The sequence below is a fragment of the Salmonella sp. A7 genome (assembly GCF_020181675.1).
GTDB lineage: Bacteria > Pseudomonadota > Gammaproteobacteria > Enterobacterales > Enterobacteriaceae > Salmonella > Salmonella enterica.
Window position 1 is genome coordinate 1,543,865 of sequence record NZ_CP084001.1, and the last position, 26,972, is coordinate 1,570,836.

The window sequence follows — 26,972 nt, forward strand, 5'->3', positions numbered from 1 at the left end:
CTTATTGTCCTGCTATCTGATGAAGGGCGGTAATGACCCGATCAAAGTCACTCTCGGTCATGTCCGGGAAGAGCGGCAGTGAGCAGATCCGCTCGCTGTTCCACTCGGTGTCAGGCAGCGTGAGCGTTGGGAAACGTTCGCGATAATATTTTTGCGTATGCGCGGCGCGGAAATGCAGCCCTGTGCCGATGCCTTTCGCTTTCAGCAATGCCATCAGAGCATCCCGGGTAATACCGCCGCGGGCTTCATCGACCCGGATAATGAATAAATGCCAGGCGTGAATATGTTCCCACGACGGAAGGCTCAGAGGCTGAAAAGGCAGGTCTGCCATTGCCTGGTGGTACTGCGCTGCGATGGCGGCGCGGCGAGCGTTAAGCGCATCCAGTTTCTGTAACTGGGCAAGCGCGATAGCGGCGTTGAGGTCGGGCAAATTATATTTGTAGCCCGGCGCCAGGACTTCCGCTTGTGGCGCGCGTCCTCCGCTCTGTCGATCCCAGGCATCAACGCCAAGCCCGTGAAACTTGAGACTGCGCAGTTTATCGGCGAATTGCGGGTTATCCGTGACGACGATACCGCCTTCAGCGCAGGTAATGTTCTTAATGGCGTGGAAGGAGAAAATCGCGGTGCCCCGGGCGCCAATGTGGCGACCTTTGTAGCTGGTTCCTGTCGCGTGCGCCGCGTCTTCAATCACCGGAATGCCATAACGCTCGCCAAGAGCGTAAATAGCGTCCAGATCGGCGGGCGCGCCAGCGTAGTGGACGGGGATAATTGCTTTGGTTTGTGGCGTAATCGCGGCTTCAATATGTTCAGGCGTGACCATCAGCGTATCGCGATCGACATCGACCATGACGGGGTTCGCGCCGAGTAAAACGATCATATTTAGCGTAGAAACCCACGTCATTGACGGTGTAATGACCTCGTCGCCTTCACCAATGCCCAGCGCCATCAACGCGATGTGCATACCGGCAGTGGCTGAACTGACGGCAACGGCATATTGATTGCCTGTTAGCCGACAAAATTCCGCTTCCAGTTCCTGATTTTTCGGGCCGGTTGTTATCCAACCTGAATCCAGTACGGTCTTAACGGCAGCGAGCTCTTCCGCGCCCATCGCCGGACGAGAGAAAGGCAAAAAGTCCGACATCATTTTTCCTTCAGCCATTGAAAGCCGCTTTTCAAATATTTCGGCAATAGAAAAGGGCTTATTTTTTAACGCATTTAACTGAACCCTACTGGATGAATATTAAATTAACATTAAGAAATTAAGGTGAAGTAAAAAGATAATTTTTAACGGAATTATGCTTTGATTTCGCCGAAAGTTTAAGGCATTTTATGCATGCCCAAAAGCTGTTTTTATGTTTCTGGTCTGGTCTTCCGTCGCGGGATTTCATTTTAATCGTATTGCTATTAAGTTAGCTGCACTGTTTGCCTGAGAGGTTAATGTGCTGGCATTTACCCTACGCTTTATTAAAAACAAACGCTATCGCGCGACTCTGGCGGGGGCGTTGGTTATTATCGCCGGGTTGATCTCACAACATGCCTGGAGTGGTAACGGTCTACCGCAGATTAACGGTAAAGCGCTGGCGGCGCTGGCGAAGCAGCATCCGGTAGTCGTGTTATTCCGCCATGCCGAGCGGTGCGATCGTTCCGATAATACCTGCCTGTCAGACAGCACGGGGATTACGGTCAACGGTGCGCAAGACGCCAGAGCGCTGGGTAAAGCCTTCAGTGCCGATATACAAAATTACAATCTCTATTCCAGTAATACGGTGCGCACCATCCAGTCGGCAACCTGGTTTTCTGCGGGCAGGTCGCTTACGGTGGATAAAAAAATGATGGATTGCGGCAGCGGTATTTATGCTTCAATCAATACGTTACTGAAAAAGTCGCAGAATAAAAATATAGTCATTTTTACCCATAATCATTGTTTGACGTATATTGCAAAAAATAAGCGCGGCGTAAAGTTTGATCCGGACTATCTTGATGCGCTCGTTATGCATGCGGAAAACGGAAAACTCTTTTTAGATGGTGAATTTGTTCCCGGCTAGCCGGCATGTTAAAAGCGTAAAGACAGCCTGAAGCGGCTGTCGTCATTATAATAACCCTTTCAATGCTAATGTGTGGCGTGTCGCTACATTCAAATCATACAGCGCCAGTTCTTCTGGCTTGACCCAGGCGTAGTCCTGAAATTCGTCGTTAATACATATATCGCGATTAGCGGAAACACAGTCGAAGATGAGATAAATCATATAAATTTCTTCTTGTCTGCCATCAGCGTACGTTTTAACACGGATATCGTCGCGGAAGGTCCACGGCGTAATATCGCTCAGAATCAGTTGTTCGCCGAGTTCTTCCCGAACCTCCCGACGCAGCGCCTCTTCAATGTGTTCGCCTGGCTCGACCCCACCGCCCGACAGCGCCCACTGACCGGGAAAGACGCCGCGGTTGTCGGCCATTTTGCACAGCAGATAACAGCCATCATTTTGAATTAATGGGCAAACTATAGTTCGTTGACGCATAAGTCGCTTCCTTAAACCACCAGGACATCAGCTTAACAAATCATTCTGCGAAATTCTTTGTGAAAAATGGAAGCGATAACGCAGACTGCGTTTTTGGTTAATTTTGTTGATGCAGGCGTCGCCATGTGATGGCGCAATGATGCGTCATGGCGAAAGTAGTATTTCGTTACAATATGTTTTTGGAATGGTTTCTTAGTGCATTGATTCCTCAGCGTCTGGCAGTACAATTCTGCCGTTTTGGGGAGTTTTTCTTTATGTGCTTGCTGGAAAGGGTAAAAATGAAAAAAAGCATATTATTAGGTTTTGCCGGAATGCTGTTCGTTTCTGCATCGGCGCAGGCTATCAGTATTAGCGGCCAGGCGGGCGAAGATTACACCAACATTGGCGTGGGTTTTGGTACGGAATCGACGGGACTGGCGCTAAGCGGTAACTGGATGCACAACGATGATGATGGCGATGCTGCGGGCGTTGGTCTGGGGCTGAACATTCCGGTGGGACCGCTGCTGGCGACGGTCGGCGGTAAAGGTATTTATACCAATCCGAAAGACAGTGATGAAGGCTATGCGGCGGCTGTCGGCGGTGGGTTACAATGGAAAATCGGCGACAGCTTCCGTCTGTTCGGCGAGTATTATTATTCACCAGATTCGCTGTCCAGCGGTATCGAAAGTTATGAAGAAGCGAATGCAGGCGCGCGTTTCACCATTATGCGCCCGCTGAGCATTGAAGCCGGTTATCGTTACCTGAACCTGGCGGGTAAAGACGGCAACCGCGATAATGCGATTGCTGACGGCCCTTATGTTGGCGTAAACGCCAGCTTTTGATGCTAACGGCGCGGCAATCGTCGCGCCATATTCCTCCTTTTCCCGTCATTCTTCTTTCCACGTCATATTCGTCTTTGCGTTATAGTGTTTTCATCATAAGAGCAGGAGAACACAATGCTAAATGTGGAAATGCTATCCACCGGGGATGAGGTGTTGCACGGACAAATCGTTGACACCAATGCCGCCTGGCTGGCTGATTTTTTCTTTCATCAGGGCGTTCCGTTATCACGGCGAAATACGGTAGGCGATAACCTGGACAGTCTGGTCGCTATCTTGCGTGAACGCAGTCAACATGCTGATGTTTTGATTGTTAATGGCGGGTTAGGGCCGACCAGCGATGATTTAAGCGCGCTCGCCGCGGCAACGGCAAAAGGCGAAGGATTAGTACTGCACCAGGCGTGGCTGACCGAAATGGAACGTTATTTTCAGCAGCGCGGTCGTGTGATGGCGCCGAGCAACCGTAAACAGGCGGAACTGCCTGCCAGCGCGGAGTTTATTAATAATCCGGTCGGCACTGCCTGTGGATTTGCGCTACAGCTCAACCGCTGCCTGATGTTTTTCACCCCCGGCGTACCGTCTGAATTTAAGGTTATGGTGGAGAAGGAAATCTTACCGCGGTTACGCGCGCGTTTTTCGCTGCCGGAGCCGCCGCTTTGCCTGCGGTTAACGACTTTTGGACGTTCAGAAAGCGACCTGGCGCAGCGTCTCGACGCACTGCCGTTGCCGCCCGGCGTGACGATGGGGTATCGCTCATCAATGCCGATCATTGAACTGAAGTTGACCGGCCCGGCGACGCAACGGGAGGCGATGCTGGCGTTATGGCCAGAGGTCAAACGGGTTGCCGGACAGAATCTGATTTTTGAAGGTACGGAAAACCTGCCAGCGCAAATAGCCCGCCGCCTGCAGGAAAGGCAGTTGAGTCTAACGTTGAGCGAGCAATATACCAGCGGCTTACTGGCGCTACAGCTTTCCCGCGCCGGGGCGCCTGTTCTTGCCAGCGAAGTCGTTCCTTCTCAGGAAGAGACGCTGGCGCAAACGGCGCACTGGACGACAGAACGGCGCAGCAATCATTATGCCGGTCTGGCGCTGGCCGTGTCGGGGCTGGAAAACGAACATCTTAATTTCGCGCTGGCGACGCCGGATGGCACGTATGCCTTACGCGTGCGTTTTAGCGCCAATCGGTATAGTCTGGCAATACGTCAGGAGGTCTGTGCGATGATGGCGCTAAATATGCTGCGCCGCTGGCTTAATGGCGAGGACATTACCAGCGAGCATGGCTGGATAGACGTGGTTGAATCATTGACGGCATAGAACTTTTAGTGGGAAGGCCTGGCCTTCCCACTCTTATATACTTATAAATTTTTCGCAGAGCTTCATTTCAGAATAAGAGCCTATCCCACCAGGCGTAATTGTTGAAGCCAGTTTGGGGCCGGCCAGCGCGCAGAAACCGGAGCGTACACGTAGTACGTGAGGATTTTGAGCACTGCCCGGTCCCAAAATGGCGAATAAAATAGCCTAATGGGATAGGCTCTAAGTACTCACCATTACTGGAGACTGTATTCATATATTTGTCGCCGGGTTTGGGTGTTAAATAGTGTTTGTTCCTCTACTGAAAGCGTTAAGAAATTTTCCGCAAATTCTCGTAGTGTGGTAGCAGGATCGTTTTGCCCGGCATTCGATAAGAGTTGAATTGTATGGTAACAAAATAGACCGCAGCCGTTGGGTACATTATTTTGTAAATTAGTCTCAATAAAATCAATATCTTCTTTTTCTGATATGCCTGCAATTGTTGCTGCTTCTATAATCTCTTGCTTAGTATTTTCATTTAAATCATGATAAGTATTAAATATAAGGCATTTTACTTTTTCTGCAAGTTTATAGAATAAACAGATAAGCCAGTGATCTCCTGTATTTATCAGAAAGACTTCATTTTCAGATAATCCTGATTGAGCCATCTTTTCAAGTAGCTGAGTGCGTAATATATTTTCTTTGGTGGTAGGATGAATAAGCCCAATAGGATAGTTTACCGAGAGAAGAGGTGATTCTTGAACCAGACTTTGCGTTGCGGCTGCCAGCTCATCTGACGACAACATTCGCGCACCACACCAAAGATTTTCAACTCCTACCTGTTCTTGATCTGTCTGAGCGAACTGGTCGCCCATAATTTTATGTGCTATTTCTATTTTTTTAGAAAGGTCGGTTGTCGCGGAACCGGCCATATAAAGTAATCTGGAAGGGGCATGTAGCTTTTTCCACTCAGTATTATTTTTTGTTATATCGTTATTGGCAATTTGATGTAATACAAGGCAAGCCTGATTGATTTTTTTATCTATATCTGGTGAGCCCAATCTTTTTCCGCTAAAAAGATCAAAAAGAAATTTCTCAACTCTATGTCCCAGATCATCGTTGCGTAACGCAAGATTGCATACCAGATCAATACAATTCTGATCACCGTTCTCTACGGCGCTAAACAACAACGCAAGCGTCTCATCGCTCACCTCTTCTGCATATAAGCTGTGAAATTGCGGTATGCTCAATCGGTAAAGTGAATTTACACATATATTCATTTTGCTCTGTTTCCTGGTAGGTGAAAGTAGCGAATATGATGTAATTTATAATTATTTGTAAAAATATTATTGTTAGTGGGGGATATATTAAATCAGGCATAGACCTGATTTTATTATTATTCACATAGCACTCAATTATTATCGGAGATATTCAGTTATCTCCCTCTTTAAAGGAGGCTGGTAACGCGTCGATACAAGAGATATTGCTCTATAAACAGTAACGTCGTTATCTGTCATGCCACCGTGGGTTAGCGGTCATGGTTAACCAAATAGGGCAGGTTATTGCAAAGAGACATCCGCGTTTATACCCAAAATAATCCTTAGCCAACACGTAAGCAACTTGAAGTATGAAGGGTATATGTCTGATGGAAAATCGGCCCTGGTGAGTAGGGTAATGGCGCCGGAGGGGCTCCGGCGCTTTTTACTTAGCCGAGCGCCTGGGCGAGTAGCGTAATGGGGTGTTCGCAGCGTTTGCTTGTAGACATCTCAATTTGCCACTTACAGGTTTCACAATCGGTGACGACAATGTCGGCGCCGCTCTCTTCAATCTGGCGGAACAGCGGCGCGCCGATGGACTGTGATGTCGGATAGTTTTCCTTTTTAAATCCATACGTACCGGCAATGCCGCAGCACTGTGAATCAAGTACCGTCAATTCAAGCCCCGGAATTTGCCGCAATAGTTCAAGCGTGTAAAGCGTCCAGCCCATTTTTTCCATATGACACGGCGTATGGTAGACCACTTTCAGCGGCAAAGGATTAAGCGGCAGCGTTTTCCCGGCATCCAGTTTGCGCCATAGCCAGCGGGTGGCCAGCTCGATATGTTCGCGCAGCCCGGCGTTGTCCACGTCCAGCACTTCAGGATATTCATCGCGCAACGCAAACGTACAGGTGGATGACGTGGCGATGACCGGAATACCTTTGACGGCAATCGCCTCGCGTAGCGACTCCACATTGCTGATAGCCTGCTTGCGAGCTTTATCCGTAAAACCGTTAGCGATCAGCGGTACGCCGCAACACTTCTCTTTACTCAGTAACTGTACGCCGGTACCCATTGCGTTCAGCACCTTAATCAGATCTTTTCCGAGCTGCGGATGGTTGTAATTCACAAAACAGCCATGGAAAAAGGCGACCTGATCTTTGTATTTAGTCTGCTGCGCCGCCACGCTACGATACCAGCGGCGGAAGGTGCCGAAAGAGTATTTTGGTAAGGTGCGGCGATGATCGATTTTGAGCGCGTAATCAAGCAACTGGCGCACTGGCTTTAATGCGGTGGCGGTATTGACCACCGGCGCGAACGGCGTTGAAACGCTGCCCATCAGATCGGTATGGCTGAGAATAAAGTTACGCAATGACGGGCGCGTCGTATCGTATTTCGCGCGGGCGCGCTGGATGATATCGCCAATCTTCACGTCCGACGGACAGGCGACCTCACACCGTTTGCAGTTAATGCAATATTTCAGCGCCTCATCATACAGCGCGCCGTCTTTCAGACGCAGGCGTTCGCCATCCGGTCCGGCCTGTTTAGGGCCAGGGTAGCCAGGATTAACGCGGCTGACCGGGCACGCGGTGGTGCACACCGTACATTTAATACAACTTTCAAAACGTGTGTCGCTCATTGCTGTTCTCCTGCACGCTCAGCGATATGGTGCGCGGCCTGGAGGGCGCTGACTGCGCAGACACCGCCGCCGCATCCCTCAGCTATAGGATCGAATCCCGCCAGCACAGAACCTATTGCATACAGATTTTCTACCGTGTTGCCCGCAAGGGAGGGGCGGAAGGCGTCATCCGTCACGACGCCAAACTGCTGCCAGGGCTGTGGGTCGAAGAAATGTTGTTGATACCATTCGGCGCGGGTGGCCGTTTGCTGTACGTCGAGCCCTAAAATAGGTTCGCGGATCCCTTCGCGCTCGGCAACCAGACCGCTACTAAAGAAGCTACCGCTGGCAAGTACGGCAAAACGCGGGCGCAGTGGGATATCGGCATGGTTGCGGGTCCATATTTCGCTCACGGTACCGCGACGGCAGGTGACTTTCTTCACTTCATCGCCCGGCATCCAGATGCCGCCCTGACGGACAAACTGGCGCTGGAGCTGATTGTGCAGACGAATACCGAGCACCGATGGCGGCAGCGTCGGCAGCAGCGTGAGCGCGCAGGGCAGACGTTCGTTAAGCCAGCGCCACAGCGTATCGTTCGCCAGCCCGAAACAGGCGGGCATGATGATCATGTCGCAGTTTGTCGCTATTGGCGACAGCGCGTCGTACAGCAGCGGCCATTTTTCTTCGTTATCAAGCAGACGCGCAATATTGACCGCGCGAAATTCCGTCGGGTTATCACGCAGTACGTCCAGTTCCGGAAGGTCGATTTCTGCGGTTTCCACGTTGAGGTCGCGTTGGCGCAGCGACGCTGCCGCAAGGTGCGCCTGGAAATCCAGTAATCCGCTAACGCCGACGACGCAAATTCGCTGTGCGGATAACGGCCAGACCGGTACTTCCGGCGAGCTAAGCCAGGTTGAACGCAATGTGCCAAGCGGCGTGACACGCTGGTGCGCCTGCTGTACGTCGCCGTATAACTGCGCGCCGCTGGCGTTAAGTAGCGTTTGCGCCTGTTGCGCCAGCGTAAGGACTTTTTGCGCGCCCAAACGTGAATAAGGATGTTCAGGCGCCTGGCGGCGCAGTGCATCAAGCCCGGCGGTAATGTCGGTCACCGGTTGGCCGTCGGGCAGAGTGCTGAGTAGATCCAGCGAGCCGGAGGAAAAATGCAGCGCGCTTTGTCCGCGGGTGACGATGGCGCAGCGTAATCCATGCTGCTGGAGTTGCAGTCCGCACAGCAAACCGGCGAGACCGCCGCCCATAATAACCGTATCAAATTTCATCCTGGTGCTCCTTCTCCAGACCGCATAATCCCTGATAAACCCAGCGCGTGAATTCGCTTTCGCGCAGCGCGTCTCCCCAGGCGACAGGTTGTACGCCTTTCCAGCGCTCATTCAGAAATTCAGAGAGTTGCGTAATAGATTGCGCCGCGGTCGTCACATTAAAACGCTGCAATAGCCCGGCCGCGCGGCAGGCGCACAGCTCGCCCTGGCAAGTGCCCATCCCTACGCGGGTGCGACGACGCAGATCCAGCAGGCTATTCACGGTTAAGTTTTCGACGGCATACTGCACTTCTCCCGCCGTGACGGCCTCGCATTCACAGACCAGGCTACGGTGTTGGCGGCCTTCGCTCAGCCACCCCGGCGTGCGATCGCCATGCCGATAAACCGCCGATCCGCGTAGCGGCGCGGGAAGCGAGATAATGCGTTTCAGCGTATGTTCCGTAGACTCTTTTGAGCCAGGCAACGGCGTATCCGCCGTGATGCAGGGGCGAGTATTGCCCAACTTGCGGCACACGGCGTCGGTCGCCCATTCCGCCATCAGGCGGTACGTCATTAGCTTCCCGCCGGTAATGGTAATGAAGCCATCAAGCCCGTCGCGTTCGGCGTGGTCGAACAACACAATACCGCGGCTGACGTTACGACCGCTGGGATCGTCATCGCTGGCCACCAGCGGGCGGACGCCGGAATACGCGCGCAGAATACGCGTCTTCGCCATGACAGGGGCCAGTTTTTCCCCTTCACGCAGCAGGATATCGACTTCATCTGCGGTGACGCGGTTGCTGTCTATCTCATTGTAATCAATATGGGTAGAGGTGGTGCCGATCAGTGAAATCGTATCGCCAGGTACCAGAATGTCGGCATCCGATGGTTTCCGGCAGCGGTTAATGACATGCTGGTTGATCCGATGGTCCATGATCAACAGCGAGCCTTTCGCCGGGAACATGCGAATACTCAGGTCGGCGTATTCGGCGATCCGTTGCCCCCAGATACCTGCCGCATTGACCACCACCGGCGCGTGAAGCGTCTGGGTTTCGCCAGTGAGATGGTTGCGCACATGGACGCCGCAGACCGTTGCGCCTTCACGAATGAGCCCGGTCACTTCATGCGCCGTTAACACGATTGCGCCATGTTCTCTGGCATCCAGCATATTGGCGGCGGTAAGGCGGAAAGGGTCCACGGTGCCATCCGGCACTTTTACCGCACCGATGAGCGCAGGGTTAACGGAAGGTTCGATGATGCGAGCCTGCTGCGGATCGATGGCTTCAGCGCGAATGCCTGCCGCTTCACAGGCGCGAATAAAGGTGGCCTGAAACGCAAGATCATCTTCCGGCAACGTAATAAACAGACCATCCGTCGGTTCGACGCAATGGCGGGCGATCCGTTTTAAAATCTGGTTTTCACTAATGCACTCGCGCGCGGATTCCGCGTCGGTAACCGCATAACGAGCGCCGCTGTGCAGCAGCCCGTGGTTACGCCCGGTCGCGCCGGTCGCTATATCATGCCGCTCCACCAGAATGACACGTAAACCGCGCAGCGCGCAGTCGCGGGCGATCCCTGCGCCTGTTGCTCCACCGCCAATGATAATCACGTCACTTGCTTGCGAGTCGCGAGTTTTCATTGTTTTTCCTCACAGTTCGTTTTTTATCATTTAGCCATACAAATCATATGGAATGTTTGATTTCGCGCATAATCGCTCACTATTCGAAAATGAAACGTGATTTCGTGCGCCTTTCTGAACATTAGTCATAAAACTGTAACAATATGTGCTGTAATTCACATTAACGTGACGTATCTTTACTTAACATCGCGGCCACACTGGGAGCAGCGGGGTTGTTTGAACAAACTGCGGTGTTTACCTCTAAATAAAATACGGGCCACGGAGGCTACAATATGTTGAGTATTTTTAAACCAGCGCCGCATAAAGCGCGCTTGCCAGCGGCGGAGATTGATCCGACCTATCGCCGATTACGCTGGCAGATTTTCCTGGGGATATTCTTTGGCTATGCCGCGTATTATCTGGTGCGCAAGAACTTTGCCCTCGCGATGCCCTACCTGGTAGAACAGGGTTTTTCACGCGGCGATCTGGGCTTTGCGCTGTCCGGGATTTCCATCGCTTATGGTTTTTCGAAATTTATAATGGGTTCGGTGTCCGATCGCTCGAATCCGCGCGTTTTTCTGCCGGCAGGGTTGATTCTGGCCGCAGCAGTCATGTTGTTTATGGGCTTTGTACCGTGGGCGACATCCAGCATCGCCGTGATGTTTGTGCTGTTGTTCCTTTGCGGCTGGTTCCAGGGGATGGGGTGGCCGCCGTGCGGACGTACGATGGTTCACTGGTGGTCGCAGAAAGAGCGCGGCGGCATTGTGTCGGTCTGGAACTGTGCGCATAACGTCGGCGGCGGGATCCCGCCACTGCTGTTCCTGCTGGGGATGGCGTGGTTTAACGACTGGAAAGCGGCGCTCTATATGCCAGCCTTTGGCGCGATTGTGGTGGCGCTGTTCGCTTTCGCAATGATGCGCGATACGCCGCAATCCTGCGGTCTGCCGCCTATCGAAGAGTATAAAAACGACTATCCGGATGACTACAACGAAAAAGCGGAAGAAGAGCTGACTGCGAAGCAGATCTTCATGCAGTACGTACTGCCAAACAAACTGTTGTGGTACATCGCCATCGCCAACGTGTTTGTTTATCTGCTGCGCTACGGCATCCTCGACTGGTCGCCGACCTACCTGAAAGAAGTGAAGCATTTCGCACTGGATAAATCCTCCTGGGCATATTTCCTGTATGAATACGCGGGTATTCCGGGCACGCTGCTGTGTGGCTGGATGTCGGATAAAGTCTTCCGCGGCAACCGCGGTGCGACGGGCGTGTTCTTTATGACCCTGGTGACTATCGCGACCATCGTTTACTGGATGAACCCGGCAGGAAACCCGAACGTTGATATGGCTTGTATGATTATCATCGGCTTCCTGATCTACGGCCCGGTAATGTTGATCGGTCTGCACGCGCTGGAACTGGCGCCGAAAAAAGCGGCGGGTACGGCGGCGGGCTTCACCGGTCTGTTTGGTTACCTGGGCGGTTCTGTCGCTGCAAGCGCCATTGTGGGTTATACCGTTGACTTCTTCGGTTGGGATGGCGGCTTTATGGTGATGATTGGCGGCAGCATTCTGGCGGTAATCCTGCTGGTGGTCGTGATGATTGGCGAAAAACGCCATCATGATGAGCTGCAGTTAAAACGCAACGGAGGCTAATAACATGAAAACCACACTGAAAAACCTTAGCGTGGCGTTGATGTTGGCAGGAATGGCCATCGGAAGCTGTGCCGTGGCGGCTGAAAAAGTCGTTATCGCCCACCGTGGCGCCAGCGGTTATCTGCCGGAGCATACGCTACCGGCGAAAGCGATGGCGTATGCGCAAGGGGCAGATTATCTGGAACAAGATTTAGTGATGACAAAGGACGACCATCTGGTCGTCCTCCATGACCACTACCTTGACCGGGTGACTGACGTCGCTGACCGTTTTCCGGACCGGGCGCGTAAAGATGGGCGCTATTACGCTATCGATTTTACGCTGGATGAAATTAAATCCCTGAAGTTTACCGAAGGGTTTGATATTGAAAACGGCAAAAAAGTACAAACTTATCCGGGCCGTTTCCCGATGGGAAAATCTGATTTCCGCATTCATACCTTTGAAGAGGAAATTGAATTCGTTCAGGGATTAAATCACTCTACCGGTAAAAATATCGGTATTTATCCGGAAATTAAAGCGCCGTGGTTCCATCATCAGGAAGGGAAAGATATTGCCGCGAAAACGCTGGAAGTGCTGAAGAAGTATGGTTACACCGGCAAGCAGGACAATGTCTATTTGCAGTGTTTTGATGTCGCTGAACTGAAACGTATTAAGAATGAACTGGAACCCAAAATGGGGATGGATCTCAATCTGGTTCAACTTATTGCGTATACCGACTGGAATGAAACACAGCAGAAACAGCCGGACGGTCGTTGGGTAAATTACAACTACGACTGGATGTTTAAGCCGGGCGCTATGAAGCAGGTGGCGGAATATGCGGACGGTATTGGTCCGGATTACCATATGCTGGTCGCGGAAGGCTCAACGAAAGGGAATATCAAGCTGACTGGAATGGTGCAAGACGCGCATCAGAATAAGATGGTAGTGCATCCTTACACTGTGCGTGCCGATCAATTGCCGGACTATGCCACAGACGTCAATCAGTTGTACGACATCCTGTATAACAAGGCGGGCGTCGACGGGCTGTTCACTGACTTCCCGGATAAGGCGGTCATGTTCCTGCAAAAAAATGACTAAAGGTTTGCCATAGTCGAAGTGACGCGCCGGATGAGGCCATAAACGCCTCATCCGGCCTGGCGCAACGTTTGCCAGCGTAAGTCTGGTAAACGCAATGCCATCAGGCGGTGTTGTTTTATAGCAACCCCTCATCGGTCAGTGTTTCCATACATTTTTGTAATAAAAATAGCGGGCTTCCTTCTACTGGCGGTTCTTTTGCTAACAGGGAAATTTGTCGATAAAAGGTGGGTTCCAGCGCCACGGAACATAATTTTCCTGTCGTGGCTTTTAAGGTTAATTCTGGCAATAAGGCGATACCTAATCCCTGGCGAATAAAATTCAGCGCAGTATCGGGATGGTTAAATTCATATTTAAATATCGGCTCAATACCCTTTTCTTTAAACAACGCCATAATGCTTAATTCATAACGACCTTTACTGACAATAAGGGGTTCGTCCATCAGTTCTTCAACCGTTACTGTACTATTGGCCGCCAGGGGATGATTTTCAGGCACCACTACGGTGAATTTATCCCGGTAAATGGGGACGCAATACATACCGTTGACCGGAAAAGGAACGAAACCGGCATCAATACTTCCGTCCTGCAGCGAATCAATAATAGCCGTACTGTTCTCTTCATAGGGGATAATTTTTACATTTGGATGATGGCTTTCAAAATAGCGAATGACGCCGGGTAAAATGCAGGCGCAGGCGCTGGGAAAACAGCCAATCCGTAGCGTACGGGCCGGGTTCTTTTTTTCTTGTTCGGCAATCTCTTTTACCGCGTTGACGTCGCGCTGGATCGCGCGTAAGTGCCTGACGATGCGGCTACCGGCGGCGGTAAGCTCAATCTCTTTACGACGCTCACGAATCAATATGTCAACGCCGAGCTCCTCCTCAAGCGCGGAGATGGCCTGGCTGACGGCGGATTGCGTCATGTATAGCCGTTTGCTGGCTTCGGTAAATCCGCCGTACTCCAGTACGGCAAGCAGGGCGTGGATTTGGGTTAGTGTCATTAGTAAAACCTAATCAATATAATTAAAACGATTAATTTTCCTAATAGAGTGCACTTGTTTATACTGTGATTCTATCGAATACATCACATTTTGACGCACCTGATAGGTGTTCAGTTGAGCTGAGCGTTGCCTGCGTGCGCCATCTGAACGGGTCGTTAAGAATGAAAGAAAAATTATGGACGAAGGATTTTTGGGCAATCACCATAGTCAGTTTTATTATCTTTTTTGTTTTTTATGTACTGCTAACTTTATTACCCATTTATATCGCTGACCGCCTGCATGCTTCTGCAGATAAGGCCGGGCTGTTAGTGACATGTTTCCTGGCCGCGGCAATTGTTATTCGGCCATTTGCCGGACAGTGGGTGGGAAAATATTCGAATAAAAAGATTCTGGTGCTCTCTTCTCTGGCTTTTTTGGTGATTACCGCGCTGTATCCGGTTTGCCATTCTATCGAGTCGCTGCTCTTTATCCGCGTACTTCATGGGATTACGTTTGGTGTTATTACCACGGTAAAAGGAACTATTTCAGCGCGGTTAATTCCGGCCTCCCGACGTGGAGAGGGCATCAGCTTTTTCTCTTTAGCGATGGGCCTGGCGATGGTCGTCGGACCGTGGATCGGTTTGAATATGGCCCGCTGGAACGCGTTCACTGCCGCATTCTGGCTTTGTTCCGCTGTAGCGGCGTTAGGGATTGTGCTTTCTCTGATTGTGACGGTCCCTCCGGTAATTCGTCATGCCGATGGTTCGAAGCCGAATCTGGGTTTTGCCGCGATGTTTGACCGCGCCGCCTTGCCTTTTGCGCTGGTCACCTTTTTTATGACTTTCTCCTATGCCGGCGTATCGGCTTTCCTGGCGCTGTATGCGCGTGAGCTGGATTTAATGGCGGCGGCCAGTAATTTCCTGCTGTGCTACGCGATTTTCCTGATGATATGCCGTACCTTCACCGGGAATATTTGTGATAAAAAAGGGCCGAAATACGTTGTTTTCCCATGTCTGTTGGCTTTTACCATCGGTCTGGTGGCGCTGGGCTACACCAATGGCAGCATCATGATGATTATTTCCGGCGGTCTCATCGGTATCGGCTACGGTTCGGTCACGCCGGTTTTCCAGACGCAAATTATCAGCTCGGTTGAACCGCATAAAATCGGCGTGGCGAATTCACTGTTCTTTAACGCGATGGATGCCGGAATGGCGATTGGCGCCTTTATCATGGGAATGATGGTTGAGTCGGTTGGCTATCGTATGATTTATGTCGCTGGCGCGGTGCTGGTGGTACTCGCTGGCGCTCTGTATGCCGTGCAGATGAAAAAACGTGGCGTGATGCCTTTGGTTTCCACCAGCGAGTTGCACTGAGTTACATCTCGATTTCGATATCGCCTTTTGCCCTGCAGCAGCAGGGCAAAATCTCTCCCGGCTGGATAAACGCTAAAGGTTCCGTAATCCAGTCAACCTGACCGGCAACCAGCCGGGTACGACAGGAGCCGCAATATCCTTCGCGGCACTGATACTCCACCTCAACGTTATGCGATTCCAGCGCGGCCAGCAGAGAAGGGTGTTCATCCTGGCACAGCAGTTGTGTGCCAGTGATACGCAGCGTGACGCGTCCCATCAGAGCTGGAAATTACTCAGATCGTCGGTATCGACTTCCGAATCGATTTGTCCGACCAGATAAGAGCTAACTTCCACTTCCTGTGGCGCGACCTGAACGTTATCGGACACCAGCCAGGTATTGATCCACGGGATTGGGTTGGAGCGGGTCTGGAACGGCAGATCCAGCCCTACCGCCTGCATACGAATATTAGTAATATATTCAACGTATTGACACAGGATATCTTTATTCAGGCCGATCATCGAACCGTCGCGGAACAGATAGTCCGCCCACTCTTTTTCCTGCTGCGCCGCCTGCACGAACAGGTCATAACATTCCTGTTTACACTCTTCGGCGATTTCCGCCATCTCCGGGTCGTCCACGCCGCTACGCAACAGGTTCAGCATATGTTGCGTGCCGGTCAGATGCAGAGCTTCGTCACGGGCGATCAGACGGATAATTTTGGCGTTGCCTTCCATCAGTTCACGCTCGGCAAATGCGAAAGAGCAGGCGAAGCTGACGTAGAAGCGGATGGCTTCCAGCGCGTTCACGCTCATCAGGCACAGATACAGTTTTTTCTTCAGCTCACGCAGATTTACGACAACCGTTTTGCCATTAACGGTATGGGTGCCTTCACCGAGCAGATGCCAGTAACTGGTCATCTCAATAAGTTCGTCGTAGTAGGCGGAGATCCCTTCGGCGCGCTTCTGAATTTGCTCATTGGTCACGATATCGTCAAACACGACCGCCGGATCGTTGACGATGTTACGAATAATGTGGGTGTAGGATCGTGAGTGAATCGTCTCAGAAAACGCCCAGGTCTCTACCCACGTCTCCAGCTCCGGGATGGAAATGAGCGGCAGCAGGGCGACGTTCGGGCTACGTCCCTGAATGGAATCCAGCAGCGTCTGGTATTTGAGGTTGCTGATGAAGATATGTTTTTCGTGCTCCGGCAACGCCTGATAATCGATACGATCGCGGGAGACGTCGACCTCTTCCGGACGCCAGAAGAAAGAGAGCTGTTTTTCGATCAGTTTTTCGAAGATGTCATATTTCTGCTGGTCATAGCGTGCAACGTTGACCGGCTGGCCAAAGAACATGGGTTCCTTGAGCTGATCGTTTTTCGTCTGTGAAAAAGTGGTGTATGCCATTGAAGTGAATCCTTTATGGGATGAGCGCCGGATGGCGGCGCAAGCGCCTTATCCGGCCTACAAACCGTACAATCGTAGGCCGGGTAAGCATAGCGCTACCCGGCACTATTCATCAGATCTTACAAGCGCCGCTTTCGCAGCCATCGTCCTGAATAGAAGGCGCCAAATCGTCCTGCGCATCTTCCGCGCCGTCGCGGGTATTTTGATAGTACAGAGTTTTCACGCCAAACTTATACGCGGTGAGCAAATCTTTCAGCAGTTGCTGCATCGGCACTTTTCCTGACGGGAAACGTGACGGATCGTAGTTGGTATTGGCGGAAATCGACTGATCGATAAACTTCTGCATGATACCCACCAGTTGCAGATAACCGTCGTTGTTCGGCATCTCCCACAACAGTTCGTAAGCGTCTTTCAGATGCTCATAATCCGGCACGACCTGACGCAAAATACCGTCTTTCGAGGCCTTGATGCTGACGTAGCCGCGCGGCGGCTCAATGCCGTTGGTGGCGTTGGAGATCTGGGACGACGTTTCCGACGGCATTAGCGCCGATAGCGTGGAGTTACGCAGACCGTGGGTTTTGATCGACTCACGCAGCTGTTCCCAGTCGTAGTGCAGCGGTTCGTTGACGATCGCATCCAGATCTTTTTTGTAGGTGTCGATCGGCAAAATGCCTTTTGCATAGGTGGTTTCGTTGAACCATGGGCAGGCGCCTTGCTCTTTCGCCAGTTCGTTGGACGCTTTAAGCAGATAGTATTGAATGGCTTCGAAGGTTTTATGCGTCAGATTATTGGCGCTGCCGTCGGAATAACGTTTACCGTTTTTCGCCAGCCAGTAGGCGAAGTTAATCACGCCAATGCCCAGCGTACGACGGCCCATTGCGCCGCGTTTGGCAGCCGGAATCGGGTAATCCTGATAATCGAGCAGAGCATCCAAAGCGCGTACTGCCAGAATAGCCAGTTCTTCCAGCTCGTCCAGAGTTTTAATGGCGCCCAAGTTGAATGCAGACAGCGTACACAACGCAATTTCGCCGTTTTCATCGTTGACATCGTGCAGCGGTTTGGTCGGCAGGGCAATCTCCAGACACAGGTTAGACTGGCGTACCGGGGCGACAACCGGATCGAACGGACTGTGAGTATTGCAGTGGTCAACGTTCTGGATATAGATACGACCGGTAGAGGCGCGTTCCTGCATCATCAGCGAGAACAGTTCGACCGCTTTCACACGCTGTTTGCGGATGCTGTCGTCGTTTTCATATTTCACGTACAGGCGTTCGAATTCGTCCTGGTCGGCGAAGAACGCATCGTATAGCCCGGGTACATCGGACGGACTGAACAACGTAATGTCGCCGCCCTTCAGCAGGCGGGTATACATCAGTTTGTTGATCTGTACGCCGTAGTCCATGTGACGTACGCGGTTGCCTTCCACGCCACGGTTGTTTTTCAGTACCAGCAGGCTTTCCACTTCCAGGTGCCACATCGGGTAGAACAGTGTCGCCGCGCCGCCGCGCACGCCGCCCTGCGAACAGGATTTCACCGCCGTCTGGAAGTGCTTGTAGAACGGAATACAGCCGGTGTGGAAGGCTTCGCCGCCGCGAATCGGGCTGCCCAGCGCACGAATGCGTCCCGCGTTGATACCGATACCGGCGCGCTGAGAAACGTATTTCACGATAGCGCTGGAGGTGGCGTTGATGGAATCCAGACTGTCGCCACACTCGATCAGTACGCAGGAGCTGAACTGCCGGGTTGGGGTACGCACACCGGACATGATGGGCGTCGGCAGCGAGATTTTGAACGTAGAGACCGCATCGTAAAAACGTTTTACATAGTCAAGACGCGTTTCACGCGGGTAGTTAGAGAACAGGCAGGCCGCTACCAGAATGTAGAGGAACTGCGCGCTTTCATAGATTTCGCCGGTCACGCGGTTTTGCACCAGATATTTCCCTTCCAGCTGCTTAACGGCAGCGTAGGAGAAGGTCATATCGCGATCGTGAACGATAAACGAATCCATCTGCTTGAACTCTTCTTCCGTGTAGTCTTCCAGCAGATGATTGTCGTATTTGCCAAGCTCAACCATTTTTACCACATGGTGGTAAAGTGCGGGCGGCTCAAACTGGCCGAAGGCTTTCTTACGCAGGTGGAAAATCGCCAGACGCGCAGCCAGGTATTGATAATCCGGCGCATCGCGAGAGATCAGGTCTGCGGCGGCCTTAATGATAGTTTCATGGATATCGGAGGTCTTAATCCCATCATAAAACTGAATATGCGAGCGTAGCTCGACCTGAGAAACCGATACGTTATTCAGTCCTTCTGCCGCCCAATCAAGCACGCGATGAATTTTGTCGAGATTGATGCGCTCAGTACGGCCGTCACGCTTTGTCACCAGCAGACTCTGATTCATGTGGTTTTCTACCTGTTTACCTGTCCGTGAAAGAAAAATATCCCCCCGCTTATCCACAACGTCACGTTGTGACTAACTCTGTGGATAAATACTATATATAGGGGGTAATCGATAAGTGAAACGCTATATGGTGAGTATTCTAGTAGGGATTCTTTTGAGTACAAGAGTTGATTTTGGCGTTAAATTGCGGTTGTAAAAGCGTAAGAATCGCTAAATGCGCGTCTGATAAGGCCTGGAGAGGATGTCAACAATTCATAAAAAAAAATCAAAATTTGATCGAATGCTGATTTCTTCATCGAAGAGAAAGGTTGCGCCCGATGATCTAACGCAACCCTTATAGGAAAATTCTTTGATGTCAGGCTTTTTTAGCGCGGGTATGCAACATATAGTTAACGTCTACTCCGGGACCGAGTTTGAAAGTATTGGTTATCGGGTTGTAGTGCAGTCCGGTGATATGTTGCTCTTTCAGGACGGTTTCATCTACCCAGCTTAACAGTTCAGCAGGCTTAATGAATTTCTTCACGTCGTGCGTGCCTTTTGGCACCATGCGCAGAATATACTCAGCGCCGACGACCGCCATCAGCCAGGATTTCCCATTGCGGTTCAACGTTGAGAAGAACACCTCGCCGCCGGGTTTAACCAGTTGGGCGCAGGCGTGGACGACCGATTGCGGATCGGGAACGTGCTCCAGCATTTCCATACAGGTGACGACGTCGTATTGCTGAGCGTGTTTTGCCGCATGTTCCTCAACCGTCTCCTGCACGTACTCTACCTCGATGCCGCTTTCCAGCGCATGCAGTTTGGCGACCTGCAAAGGCTCAAAGCCCATATCCAGCCCGGTGACGGTTGCGCCTTCGCGTGCCATACTTTCCGCCAGAATGCCGCCGCCGCAGCCGACGTCGAGTACCTTTTTACCAAACAGGCCGCCTGAGCGTTCAGTAATGTAGCCAAGGCGTAGAGGGTTGATGCGATGCAATGGCTTGAATTCGCCCTCCAGATCCCACCAGCGCGACGCGACGGCTTCGAATTTGGCGATTTCATTATGGTCAACGTTGTGAGCTACCGACGGTTTTTCAGTGTTCATGAGTACATGAGATTCCGCTATTGATCTATCGGGGCAGTATAGCAGGTGCAAAGTCGCTGCGTTATATCTGCTGCCGTCTTTATTACGCTTTCAGCGCAAGAAGTTTTCTTGCGCGTTCTGTAAAACCGCTACCGATGTGGTGCGTGATAAAATTACAGACGCCCTCGACGTTGTTGTTTTTTAACATATCCAAAATAGTGGCATGTCCCCGGTTAGAGCTGGTGATATATTCAGCGGTAAAATCCAGTCTGTAGCGAATTGCCAATAAACGTGCTGAGATCAACAGGTGTGCTTGCGAAATGTATTTATTATCGGCATATTTCACAAAAACATAATGAAAATCATGATCCAGTTTGAGATAAGCTTGCGTATCTCGCTCTGCATTAATTTTTGCTGACTTCGATAAAATATTGCTTAATTCGACTATGACATTGTTAGCATTTTTCTCCATCGCTTCACGAATTGCGCCCTGTTCAAGGATAACCCTCATTTTGATGAGATCATTGATATCCTCGTCGGTGACAGAAAAAACAAATGTCCCACTGCGGGGAATGATGTTGACCAGGTTTTCATTATAGCTCAGCCAAATAAAAGCTTCACGAATTGGTGTTTTACTTACCATCAGAATATTTGATAGTTCATTTTCACTGATCGCTTGCCCAAGATCGAAATCGCCATGGATAATCATCTCCCTTATTTTCTCTTTAATCACCTGGGTGATGGATTTGGGTATTTCAATTGATATGTGACTAAAGTCACGCTTTAATCTATTTTTCATTTTCTTCTCCTCCATGGTTAAACCCGGCTCCATTGTAATTAATTTATTCAAAATTAACGGATCTAATATATCAGATATAAGAAAATTTACATACTTTATTGTTGTTATTGTATATTTCATTAAGTTTGCTTGCTGATATATCAGATATGACACATTAGCTTTTGAATTGTATTGTTTTTTACGTAACATCGATTCCGGTCAATACCCTTATTCATTGAATCATAAAAGGTGATGCAAAATGAGTAGTCCACAAGAAAATTTATACGATGCAATTCGTATTGTAAAAAGGAAAATCATTCCTTTGGCCTTTATTCTTTACTTTTTTAACTATATGGATCGTGTCAATATTGGGTTTGCTGCATTACGCATGAATGAATCTCTCGGTATTACGCCTGAGGATTTCGCTAATATTTCTTCTATATTCTTCATATCATATTTAATCTTTCAAATTCCGAGTAGCATTGGCTTGCAAAAGCTTGGCGCAAGAAAATGGATTAGTTCCATTATTATCGGCTGGGGAGCGGTAACTGGGCTGATTTTTTTTGCTAAAGATACTCAATATATTTTGCTGGCTCGCATTTTTTTGGGGGTATTTGAAGCTGGCTTTTTCCCGGGCATGGTTTATTATCTTGCATGTTGGTTTCCGGCTCGTGAACGCGGAAAAGTCAATAGTTTCTTCATGTTATCTATTGCTGTAGCATCGGTATTGGCTGCACCGATGTCTGGTTGGATCATCGAGCATTTGAATACCCCGGATTATGAAGGCTGGCGCTGGCTTTTTGCTATTGAAGGTATCCCAACCGTATTCCTTGGCATCCTGACATTTTATTTACTGCCTGACAGTCCAGAAAAGGCTAAATGGCTTACGCCACAGCAGATATCGGCCTTAGTTAATAAATTACGCACTGACAATGAAACCGCAGCTGCATTAAATAAAAATACCAACTCATCCTTTCTTTCCGTAATCAAAAATCCAGTTTTGCTTCAGCTTTCTTTCGCCTACATGTTGATTCAGGCGGCTGCTCTGGCGGCAAACTACTGGTTGCCGGGGTTGGTGAAGGGATTTTCAGCTGATTTTACGGATACTGACGTTGGTTTAATCATGAGTATTCCGTTTATTTTCGCTATGTTCAGCATGCCCTGGTGGGGCTGGCATTCCGATAAAAAGAATGAACGAAAATGGCATGCTGCATTACCCATGTTTCTGGCGGGCTGTGGTTTTCTGATGATTGCTCTTGTCCCCTCAATGTCGCTGAGAATGCTGGGGCTAACGTTCTATGGTGTTGGGATCCTCAGCTATTACGGACCTTACTGGGCGCTGCCTTCTGCATTATTGTCGCCGTCAGGGTTAGCTATCAGCATTGCGTTTATTAACTCATGTTCAAGTCTTGGCGGATTCCTGATTAATAAGTCACTGGGATTCGTTTCTACTCATTATGGTGCGACAGGGATATTTATTGTAGAGGCAATACTTTGCTTCGCTGCGGTAGCCGTTCTGGCGTTAATGAAAATTGATGTGAAAAAAGAAAAAAGCCAACAAACAAATGTTGTATCACGAACCTGATAAATGGAGAAATTATGAAAATTACGTCTATTGAAGTTTTTGACTGTGAATTAAAAAAAAGAGATCAAACGATGTCCTCCTATAATCCAGTACTTATCCGGGTGAATACCGACTCAGGATTAAGTGGTATTGGCGAAGTAGGACTGGCCTATGGCGCAGGCGCTAAAGCTGGCGTAGGGATCATCAGAGATCTGGCGCCATTGATTGTGGGTGAAGATCCACTAAATATCGAAAAAATTTGGGAGTTCTTTTTCAGAAAGACTTTTTGGGGGATGGGGGGCGGAAACGTTTTTTATGCCGGAATGAGCGCTATTGATATTGCTCTTTGGGATATCAAAGGTAAATATTTAGGTGTACCTGTTTATCAGCTCCTTGGCGGGAAAACTAATGAAAAATTAAGAACCTATGCTAGTCAGTTACAATTTGGTTGGGGGGATAAACGCCAGATATTAGTGACACCTGATGAATATGCTGAGGCGGCGCGTGCGGCTCTTGACGATGGATATGATGCGATTAAAGTGGATCCACTCGAAATCGATCGTAATGGCGATGACTGTGTTTTTCAGAATAAAAATCGTAACTATTCAGGATTGTTACTGGCCGATCAATTAAAAATGGGGGAAGCGCGAATTGCCGCTATGCGTGAAGCAATGGGGGATGATGCTGATATTATCGTGGAAATCCATTCTCTTCTCGGTACAAACTCAGCTATTCAATTTGCGAAGGCGATAGAAAAGTATCGTATCTTTCTTTATGAAGAACCGATCCATCCATTAAATTCTGATAATATGCAGAAAGTTTCCCGTTCAACAACGATTCCAATCGCCACTGGTGAGCGTTCCTACACAAGATGGGGATACAGGGAATTACTGGAGAAGCAGTCTATTGCCGTAGCGCAACCTGATTTGTGTCTCTGCGGCGGAATTACCGAAGGAAAGAAAATCTGTGACTATGCTAATATTTATGACACCACTGTACAGGTGCATGTTTGCGGCGGTCCTGTTTCCACGGTAGCCGCGCTGCATATGGAAACAGCAATTCCCAACTTTATTATTCATGAGCATCATACCAATGCGATGAAAGCATCTATTCGGGAACTTTGTACCCACGATTATCAGCCGGAAAATGGCTATTATGTCGCGCCGGAACAGCCCGGATTGGGTCAGGAATTAAACGATGAGGTAGTGAAAGAATACCTGGCCTATGTGATTAAATAGCATCTGGTGATACTGATTATGGTTTATGCCTCCCGGCATATCCCCTAAATAATTCGAGTTGCAGGATAAAATGGTTAACCGTCTTGAACAGCGCTTGCGCTAACCGCGACGGGGAGAGGCCCAGGGATGGGCCGAGTAACTCGCTGCCAACGCACATGAAACTTGAAGTATGACGGGTATACACGGGAGGTATTGATTTTCTAACCTCTTCCTGGCCAGGCCCCGATCTCCCCTGTGTCGCCTCTGAAGCCGATCGCCGATAAACGCCGAGACCACGGTTATAAATGAAGAGAGCATGCGGCACCTGAATAAAGCATTGTCTGGCTGCATTCCGTTTACCAGTACGTGGGCGAATGTGTTATAATTTGCGACCTTTGAATCCGGGATACAGTAGAGGGATAGCGGTTAGATGAGCGACCTTGCGAGAGAAATTACACCGGTCAACATTGAGGAAGAGCTGAAGAGCTCCTATCTGGATTATGCGATGTCGGTCATTGTTGGCCGTGCGCTGCCGGATGTCCGAGATGGCCTGAAGCCGGTACACCGTCGCGTACTTTACGCCATGAACGTATTGGGCAATGACTGGAACAAAGCCTATAAAAAATCTGCCCGTGTCGTTGGTGACGTAATCGGTAAATACCATCCCCACGGCGATTCCGCAGTGTATGACACCATCGTTCGTATGGCGCAGCCATTCTCGCTGCGTTACATGCTGGTGGATGGTCAGGGTAACTTCGGTTCTATTGACGGCGACTCCGCGGCGGCAATGCGTTATACGGAGATCCGTCTGGCGAAAATCGCCCACGAACTGATGGCCGATCTCGAAAAAGAGACGGTGGATTTCGTGGATAACTATGACGGTACGGAAAAAATTCCGGACGTCATGCCGACCAAAATTCCGAATCTGCTGGTGAACGGTTCTTCCGGTATCGCAGTAGGTATGGCGACGAATATCCCGCCGCACAACCTGACGGAAGTGATTAACGGCTGCCTGGCGTATATCGACAACGAAGACATCAGCATTGAAGGGCTGATGGAACATATTCCGGGTCCGGACTTCCCGACCGCCGCGATCATCAACGGTCGTCGTGGTATCGAAGAAGCCTACCGTACCGGTCGTGGCAAAGTGTACATCCGCGCCCGCGCGGAAGTTGAAGCTGACGCCAAAACGGGCCGTGAAACCATCATCGTCCATGAAATTCCCTATCAGGTGAACAAAGCGCGCCTGATCGAGAAAATCGCCGAGCTGGTGAAAGATAAACGCGTGGAAGGCATCAGCGCGCTGCGTGACGAATCCGACAAAGACGGTATGCGCATCGTGATTGAAGTAAAACGCGATGCGGTGGGCGAGGTGGTGCTTAATAATCTCTACTCCCAGACCCAGCTACAGGTTTCCTTCGGTATTAACATGGTGGCGCTGCATCACGGCCAGCCGAAGATCATGAACCTGAAAGACATCATTTCAGCGTTCGTGCGCCACCGCCGTGAAGTGGTGACGCGTCGGACTATTTTTGAACTGCGTAAAGCCCGTGACCGCGCGCATATCCTTGAAGCTCTGGCGATTGCGCTAGCTAACATCGACCCGATTATCGAACTGATTCGCCGCGCGCCAACGCCGGCAGAAGCGAAAGCGGCGCTGATTTCGCGTCCGTGGGATCTGGGTAACGTTGCTGCGATGCTGGAGCGCGCCGGTGATGACGCCGCGCGTCCGGAATGGCTGGAGCCAGAATTTGGCGTGCGTGACGGTCAGTACTACCTGACTGAACAGCAGGCGCAGGCGATTCTGGATCTGCGTTTGCAGAAACTGACCGGCCTGGAGCATGAAAAACTGCTCGACGAATACAAAGAGTTGCTGGAGCAGATTGCTGAACTGCTGCACATTCTGGGCAGCGCCGATCGCCTGATGGAAGTGATTCGCGAAGAGATGGAGTTAATTCGCGATCAGTTCGGCGATGAGCGTCGTACCGAAATCACCGCCAACAGCGCCGATATTAATATCGAAGATCTGATTAGCCAGGAAGATGTTGTCGTGACGCTGTCTCACCAGGGTTACGTCAAGTATCAACCGCTGACGGATTACGAAGCGCAACGTCGTGGTGGGAAAGGTAAATCTGCCGCGCGTATTAAAGAAGAAGACTTTATCGACCGCCTGCTGGTGGCCAACACCCATGACACCATCCTCTGCTTCTCCAGCCGGGGCCGTCTGTACTGGATGAAGGTCTATCAGTTGCCGGAAGCCAGCCGTGGCGCGCGCGGTCGTCCGATCGTCAACCTGCTGCCGCTGGAAGCGAACGAACGTATCACCGCGATTCTGCCGGTTCGTGAGTACGAAGAGGGCGTCAACGTCTTTATGGCGACCGCCAGCGGTACCGTGAAGAAAACGGCGCTGACCGAATTCAGCCGTCCGCGTTCCGCCGGTATTATCGCGGTGAACCTCAACGACGGCGACGAGCTGATTGGCGTTGACCTGACTTCTGGTTCTGACGAAGTCATGCTGTTCTCGGCCGCGGGTAAAGTGGTGCGCTTCAAAGAAGACGCCGTCCGTGCGATGGGGCGTACCGCGACCGGTGTGCGCGGTATTAAGCTGGCGGGAGACGATAAAGTCGTCTCTCTGATCATCCCACGCGGCGAAGGCGCTATTCTGACCGTAACGCAAAACGGCTACGGGAAGCGTACCGCAGCGGACGAGTACCCGACCAAGTCTCGCGCGACGCAGGGCGTTATCTCTATCAAAGTGACCGAGCGCAACGGTTCCGTTGTTGGCGCGGTACAGGTGGACGATTGCGACCAGATCATGATGATCACGGATGCCGGTACTCTGGTGCGTACCCGTGTGTCCGAGATCAGCGTAGTGGGACGTAATACCCAGGGCGTTATCCTTATCCGCACGGCGGAAGATGAAAACGTGGTGGGTCTGCAACGCGTTGCTGAACCGGTAGATGACGAAGAACTCGACGCTATCGACGGCAGCGTGGCGGAAGGGGATGAGGATATCGCCCCGGAAGCGGAAAGCGATGACGACGTTGCGGATGACGCTGACGAGTAATGTTATTGCTGTGCGAGGGCCGGATATCCGGCCCTTTTTCTTTGCCGTTGCGG

Annotated in this window: 21 protein-coding genes; 9 read left to right on the forward strand and 12 right to left on the reverse strand. The window is 50.7% G+C overall.

All coding sequences use genetic code 11. The features are described from left to right. Nucleotide 1: 1 nt before the first annotated feature. The gene (arnB, locus tag LCS67_RS07345; RefSeq protein WP_001279303.1) at nucleotides 2-1,141 is read right to left on the reverse strand and encodes a UDP-4-amino-4-deoxy-L-arabinose aminotransferase; all 1,140 of its coding nucleotides are present in this window, start codon (nucleotides 1,139-1,141) and stop codon (nucleotides 2-4) included. A gap of 298 nt (nucleotides 1,142-1,439) precedes the next feature. On the opposite strand from arnB, the gene pmrG reads away from it, so the two are divergent. Further along, nucleotides 1,440-2,045, forward strand: a complete 606-nt coding sequence (gene pmrG / locus LCS67_RS07350) for a lipopolysaccharide core heptose(II)-phosphate phosphatase PmrG (protein WP_000879260.1) — start codon at nucleotides 1,440-1,442, stop codon at nucleotides 2,043-2,045. Nucleotides 2,046-2,090: 45 nt separating this feature from the next. Here pmrG and nudI read toward each other — a convergent pair whose 3' ends face one another. Beyond that, the gene (nudI, locus tag LCS67_RS07355) at nucleotides 2,091-2,516 is read right to left on the reverse strand and encodes a nucleoside triphosphatase NudI (RefSeq protein WP_001249897.1); all 426 of its coding nucleotides are present in this window, start codon (nucleotides 2,514-2,516) and stop codon (nucleotides 2,091-2,093) included. Nucleotides 2,517-2,794: 278 nt separating this feature from the next. Here nudI and LCS67_RS07360 point away from each other — a divergent pair, with 278 nt between their 5' ends. Further along, nucleotides 2,795-3,337, forward strand: coding sequence for a YfaZ family outer membrane protein (locus LCS67_RS07360; RefSeq protein WP_001562414.1), 543 nt, complete (start codon nucleotides 2,795-2,797; stop codon nucleotides 3,335-3,337). 114 nt (nucleotides 3,338-3,451) lie between these two features. Further along, a complete protein-coding gene (locus tag LCS67_RS07365) occupies nucleotides 3,452-4,648 on the forward strand; it encodes a nicotinamide mononucleotide deamidase-related protein YfaY (protein WP_023207568.1) in 1,197 nt (398 codons plus the stop codon). 233 nt (nucleotides 4,649-4,881) lie between these two features. On the opposite strand, the gene sseL is transcribed toward LCS67_RS07365, so the two are convergent. From sseL to glpA, 4 genes are all read right to left on the reverse strand, one after another. Then, nucleotides 4,882-5,904 carry an SPI-2 type III secretion system effector deubiquitinase SseL gene (gene sseL, locus LCS67_RS07370; RefSeq protein ID WP_001017717.1) on the reverse strand — a complete coding sequence of 341 codons (1,023 nt, stop codon included), beginning with the start codon at nucleotides 5,902-5,904 and terminating at the stop codon, nucleotides 4,882-4,884. Between the two features lie 425 nt (nucleotides 5,905-6,329). Continuing rightward, on the reverse strand, nucleotides 6,330-7,520 hold the full coding sequence (gene glpC / locus LCS67_RS07375) for an anaerobic glycerol-3-phosphate dehydrogenase subunit GlpC (protein ID WP_031569247.1): 1,191 nt from the start codon (nucleotides 7,518-7,520) through the stop codon (nucleotides 6,330-6,332). Beyond that, on the reverse strand, nucleotides 7,517-8,776 hold the full coding sequence (glpB, locus tag LCS67_RS07380; protein ID WP_000667162.1) for a glycerol-3-phosphate dehydrogenase subunit GlpB: 1,260 nt from the start codon (nucleotides 8,774-8,776) through the stop codon (nucleotides 7,517-7,519). Before glpB ends, glpC begins: the two co-directional genes overlap by 4 nt. Continuing rightward, the gene (gene glpA / locus LCS67_RS07385; RefSeq protein WP_000857205.1) at nucleotides 8,766-10,394 is read right to left on the reverse strand and encodes an anaerobic glycerol-3-phosphate dehydrogenase subunit A; all 1,629 of its coding nucleotides are present in this window, start codon (nucleotides 10,392-10,394) and stop codon (nucleotides 8,766-8,768) included. The genes glpB and glpA overlap by 11 nt, the downstream gene beginning before the upstream one ends. 272 nt (nucleotides 10,395-10,666) lie before the next feature. Here glpA and glpT point away from each other — a divergent pair, with 272 nt between their 5' ends. Continuing rightward, a complete protein-coding gene (gene glpT, locus LCS67_RS07390) occupies nucleotides 10,667-12,025 on the forward strand; it encodes a glycerol-3-phosphate transporter (protein ID WP_000948739.1) in 1,359 nt (452 codons plus the stop codon). A 4-nt stretch (nucleotides 12,026-12,029) separates the two neighbouring features. Next, on the forward strand, nucleotides 12,030-13,100 hold the full coding sequence (gene glpQ / locus LCS67_RS07395) for a glycerophosphodiester phosphodiesterase (RefSeq protein ID WP_000858943.1): 1,071 nt from the start codon (nucleotides 12,030-12,032) through the stop codon (nucleotides 13,098-13,100). A gap of 115 nt (nucleotides 13,101-13,215) precedes the next feature. On the opposite strand, the gene LCS67_RS07400 is transcribed toward glpQ, so the two are convergent. Beyond that, the gene (locus LCS67_RS07400; RefSeq protein ID WP_000176719.1) at nucleotides 13,216-14,094 is read right to left on the reverse strand and encodes a LysR family transcriptional regulator; all 879 of its coding nucleotides are present in this window, start codon (nucleotides 14,092-14,094) and stop codon (nucleotides 13,216-13,218) included. Nucleotides 14,095-14,255: 161 nt separating this feature from the next. Here LCS67_RS07400 and LCS67_RS07405 point away from each other — a divergent pair, with 161 nt between their 5' ends. Then, nucleotides 14,256-15,446, forward strand: a complete 1,191-nt coding sequence (locus tag LCS67_RS07405) for an MFS transporter (RefSeq protein ID WP_000660247.1) — start codon at nucleotides 14,256-14,258, stop codon at nucleotides 15,444-15,446. Nucleotide 15,447: 1 nt separating this feature from the next. Here the strand turns inward: LCS67_RS07405 and yfaE are convergent, their stop codons facing one another. From yfaE to LCS67_RS07430, 5 genes are all read right to left on the reverse strand, one after another. Continuing rightward, nucleotides 15,448-15,702, reverse strand: coding sequence for a ferredoxin-like diferric-tyrosyl radical cofactor maintenance protein YfaE (gene yfaE / locus LCS67_RS07410; protein WP_000533921.1), 255 nt, complete (start codon nucleotides 15,700-15,702; stop codon nucleotides 15,448-15,450). After that, complete coding sequence (gene nrdB / locus LCS67_RS07415) at nucleotides 15,702-16,832, reverse strand: class Ia ribonucleoside-diphosphate reductase subunit beta (RefSeq protein ID WP_000332026.1); 1,131 nt, start codon at nucleotides 16,830-16,832, stop codon at nucleotides 15,702-15,704. The genes yfaE and nrdB overlap by 1 nt, the downstream gene beginning before the upstream one ends. A 112-nt stretch (nucleotides 16,833-16,944) precedes the next feature. After that, nucleotides 16,945-19,230 (reverse strand): class 1a ribonucleoside-diphosphate reductase subunit alpha, encoded by a 2,286-nt coding sequence (gene nrdA / locus LCS67_RS07420; RefSeq protein WP_001076491.1) that lies wholly within the window; start codon nucleotides 19,228-19,230, stop codon nucleotides 16,945-16,947. A gap of 355 nt (nucleotides 19,231-19,585) precedes the next feature. Further along, entirely contained in the window at nucleotides 19,586-20,314 is a 729-nt protein-coding gene (gene ubiG, locus LCS67_RS07425) for a bifunctional 2-polyprenyl-6-hydroxyphenol methylase/3-demethylubiquinol 3-O-methyltransferase UbiG (protein ID WP_001091009.1), read from the reverse strand. 82 nt (nucleotides 20,315-20,396) lie between these two features. Further along, nucleotides 20,397-21,281 carry a GntR family transcriptional regulator gene (locus LCS67_RS07430; RefSeq protein WP_000944714.1) on the reverse strand — a complete coding sequence of 295 codons (885 nt, stop codon included), beginning with the start codon at nucleotides 21,279-21,281 and terminating at the stop codon, nucleotides 20,397-20,399. A gap of 49 nt (nucleotides 21,282-21,330) precedes the next feature. On the opposite strand from LCS67_RS07430, the gene LCS67_RS07435 reads away from it, so the two are divergent. The 3 genes from LCS67_RS07435 (at nucleotide 21,331) to gyrA (ending at nucleotide 26,919) form a co-directional block, all read left to right on the forward strand. Beyond that, on the forward strand, nucleotides 21,331-22,656 hold the full coding sequence (locus LCS67_RS07435) for an MFS transporter (protein WP_000098085.1): 1,326 nt from the start codon (nucleotides 21,331-21,333) through the stop codon (nucleotides 22,654-22,656). Nucleotides 22,657-22,670: 14 nt separating this feature from the next. After that, complete coding sequence (locus tag LCS67_RS07440) at nucleotides 22,671-23,873, forward strand: mandelate racemase/muconate lactonizing enzyme family protein (protein WP_000705581.1); 1,203 nt, start codon at nucleotides 22,671-22,673, stop codon at nucleotides 23,871-23,873. 409 nt (nucleotides 23,874-24,282) lie between these two features. Beyond that, nucleotides 24,283-26,919 (forward strand): DNA topoisomerase (ATP-hydrolyzing) subunit A, encoded by a 2,637-nt coding sequence (gene gyrA, locus LCS67_RS07445; RefSeq protein WP_001281271.1) that lies wholly within the window; start codon nucleotides 24,283-24,285, stop codon nucleotides 26,917-26,919. Nucleotides 26,920-26,972: the final 53 nt, after the last annotated feature.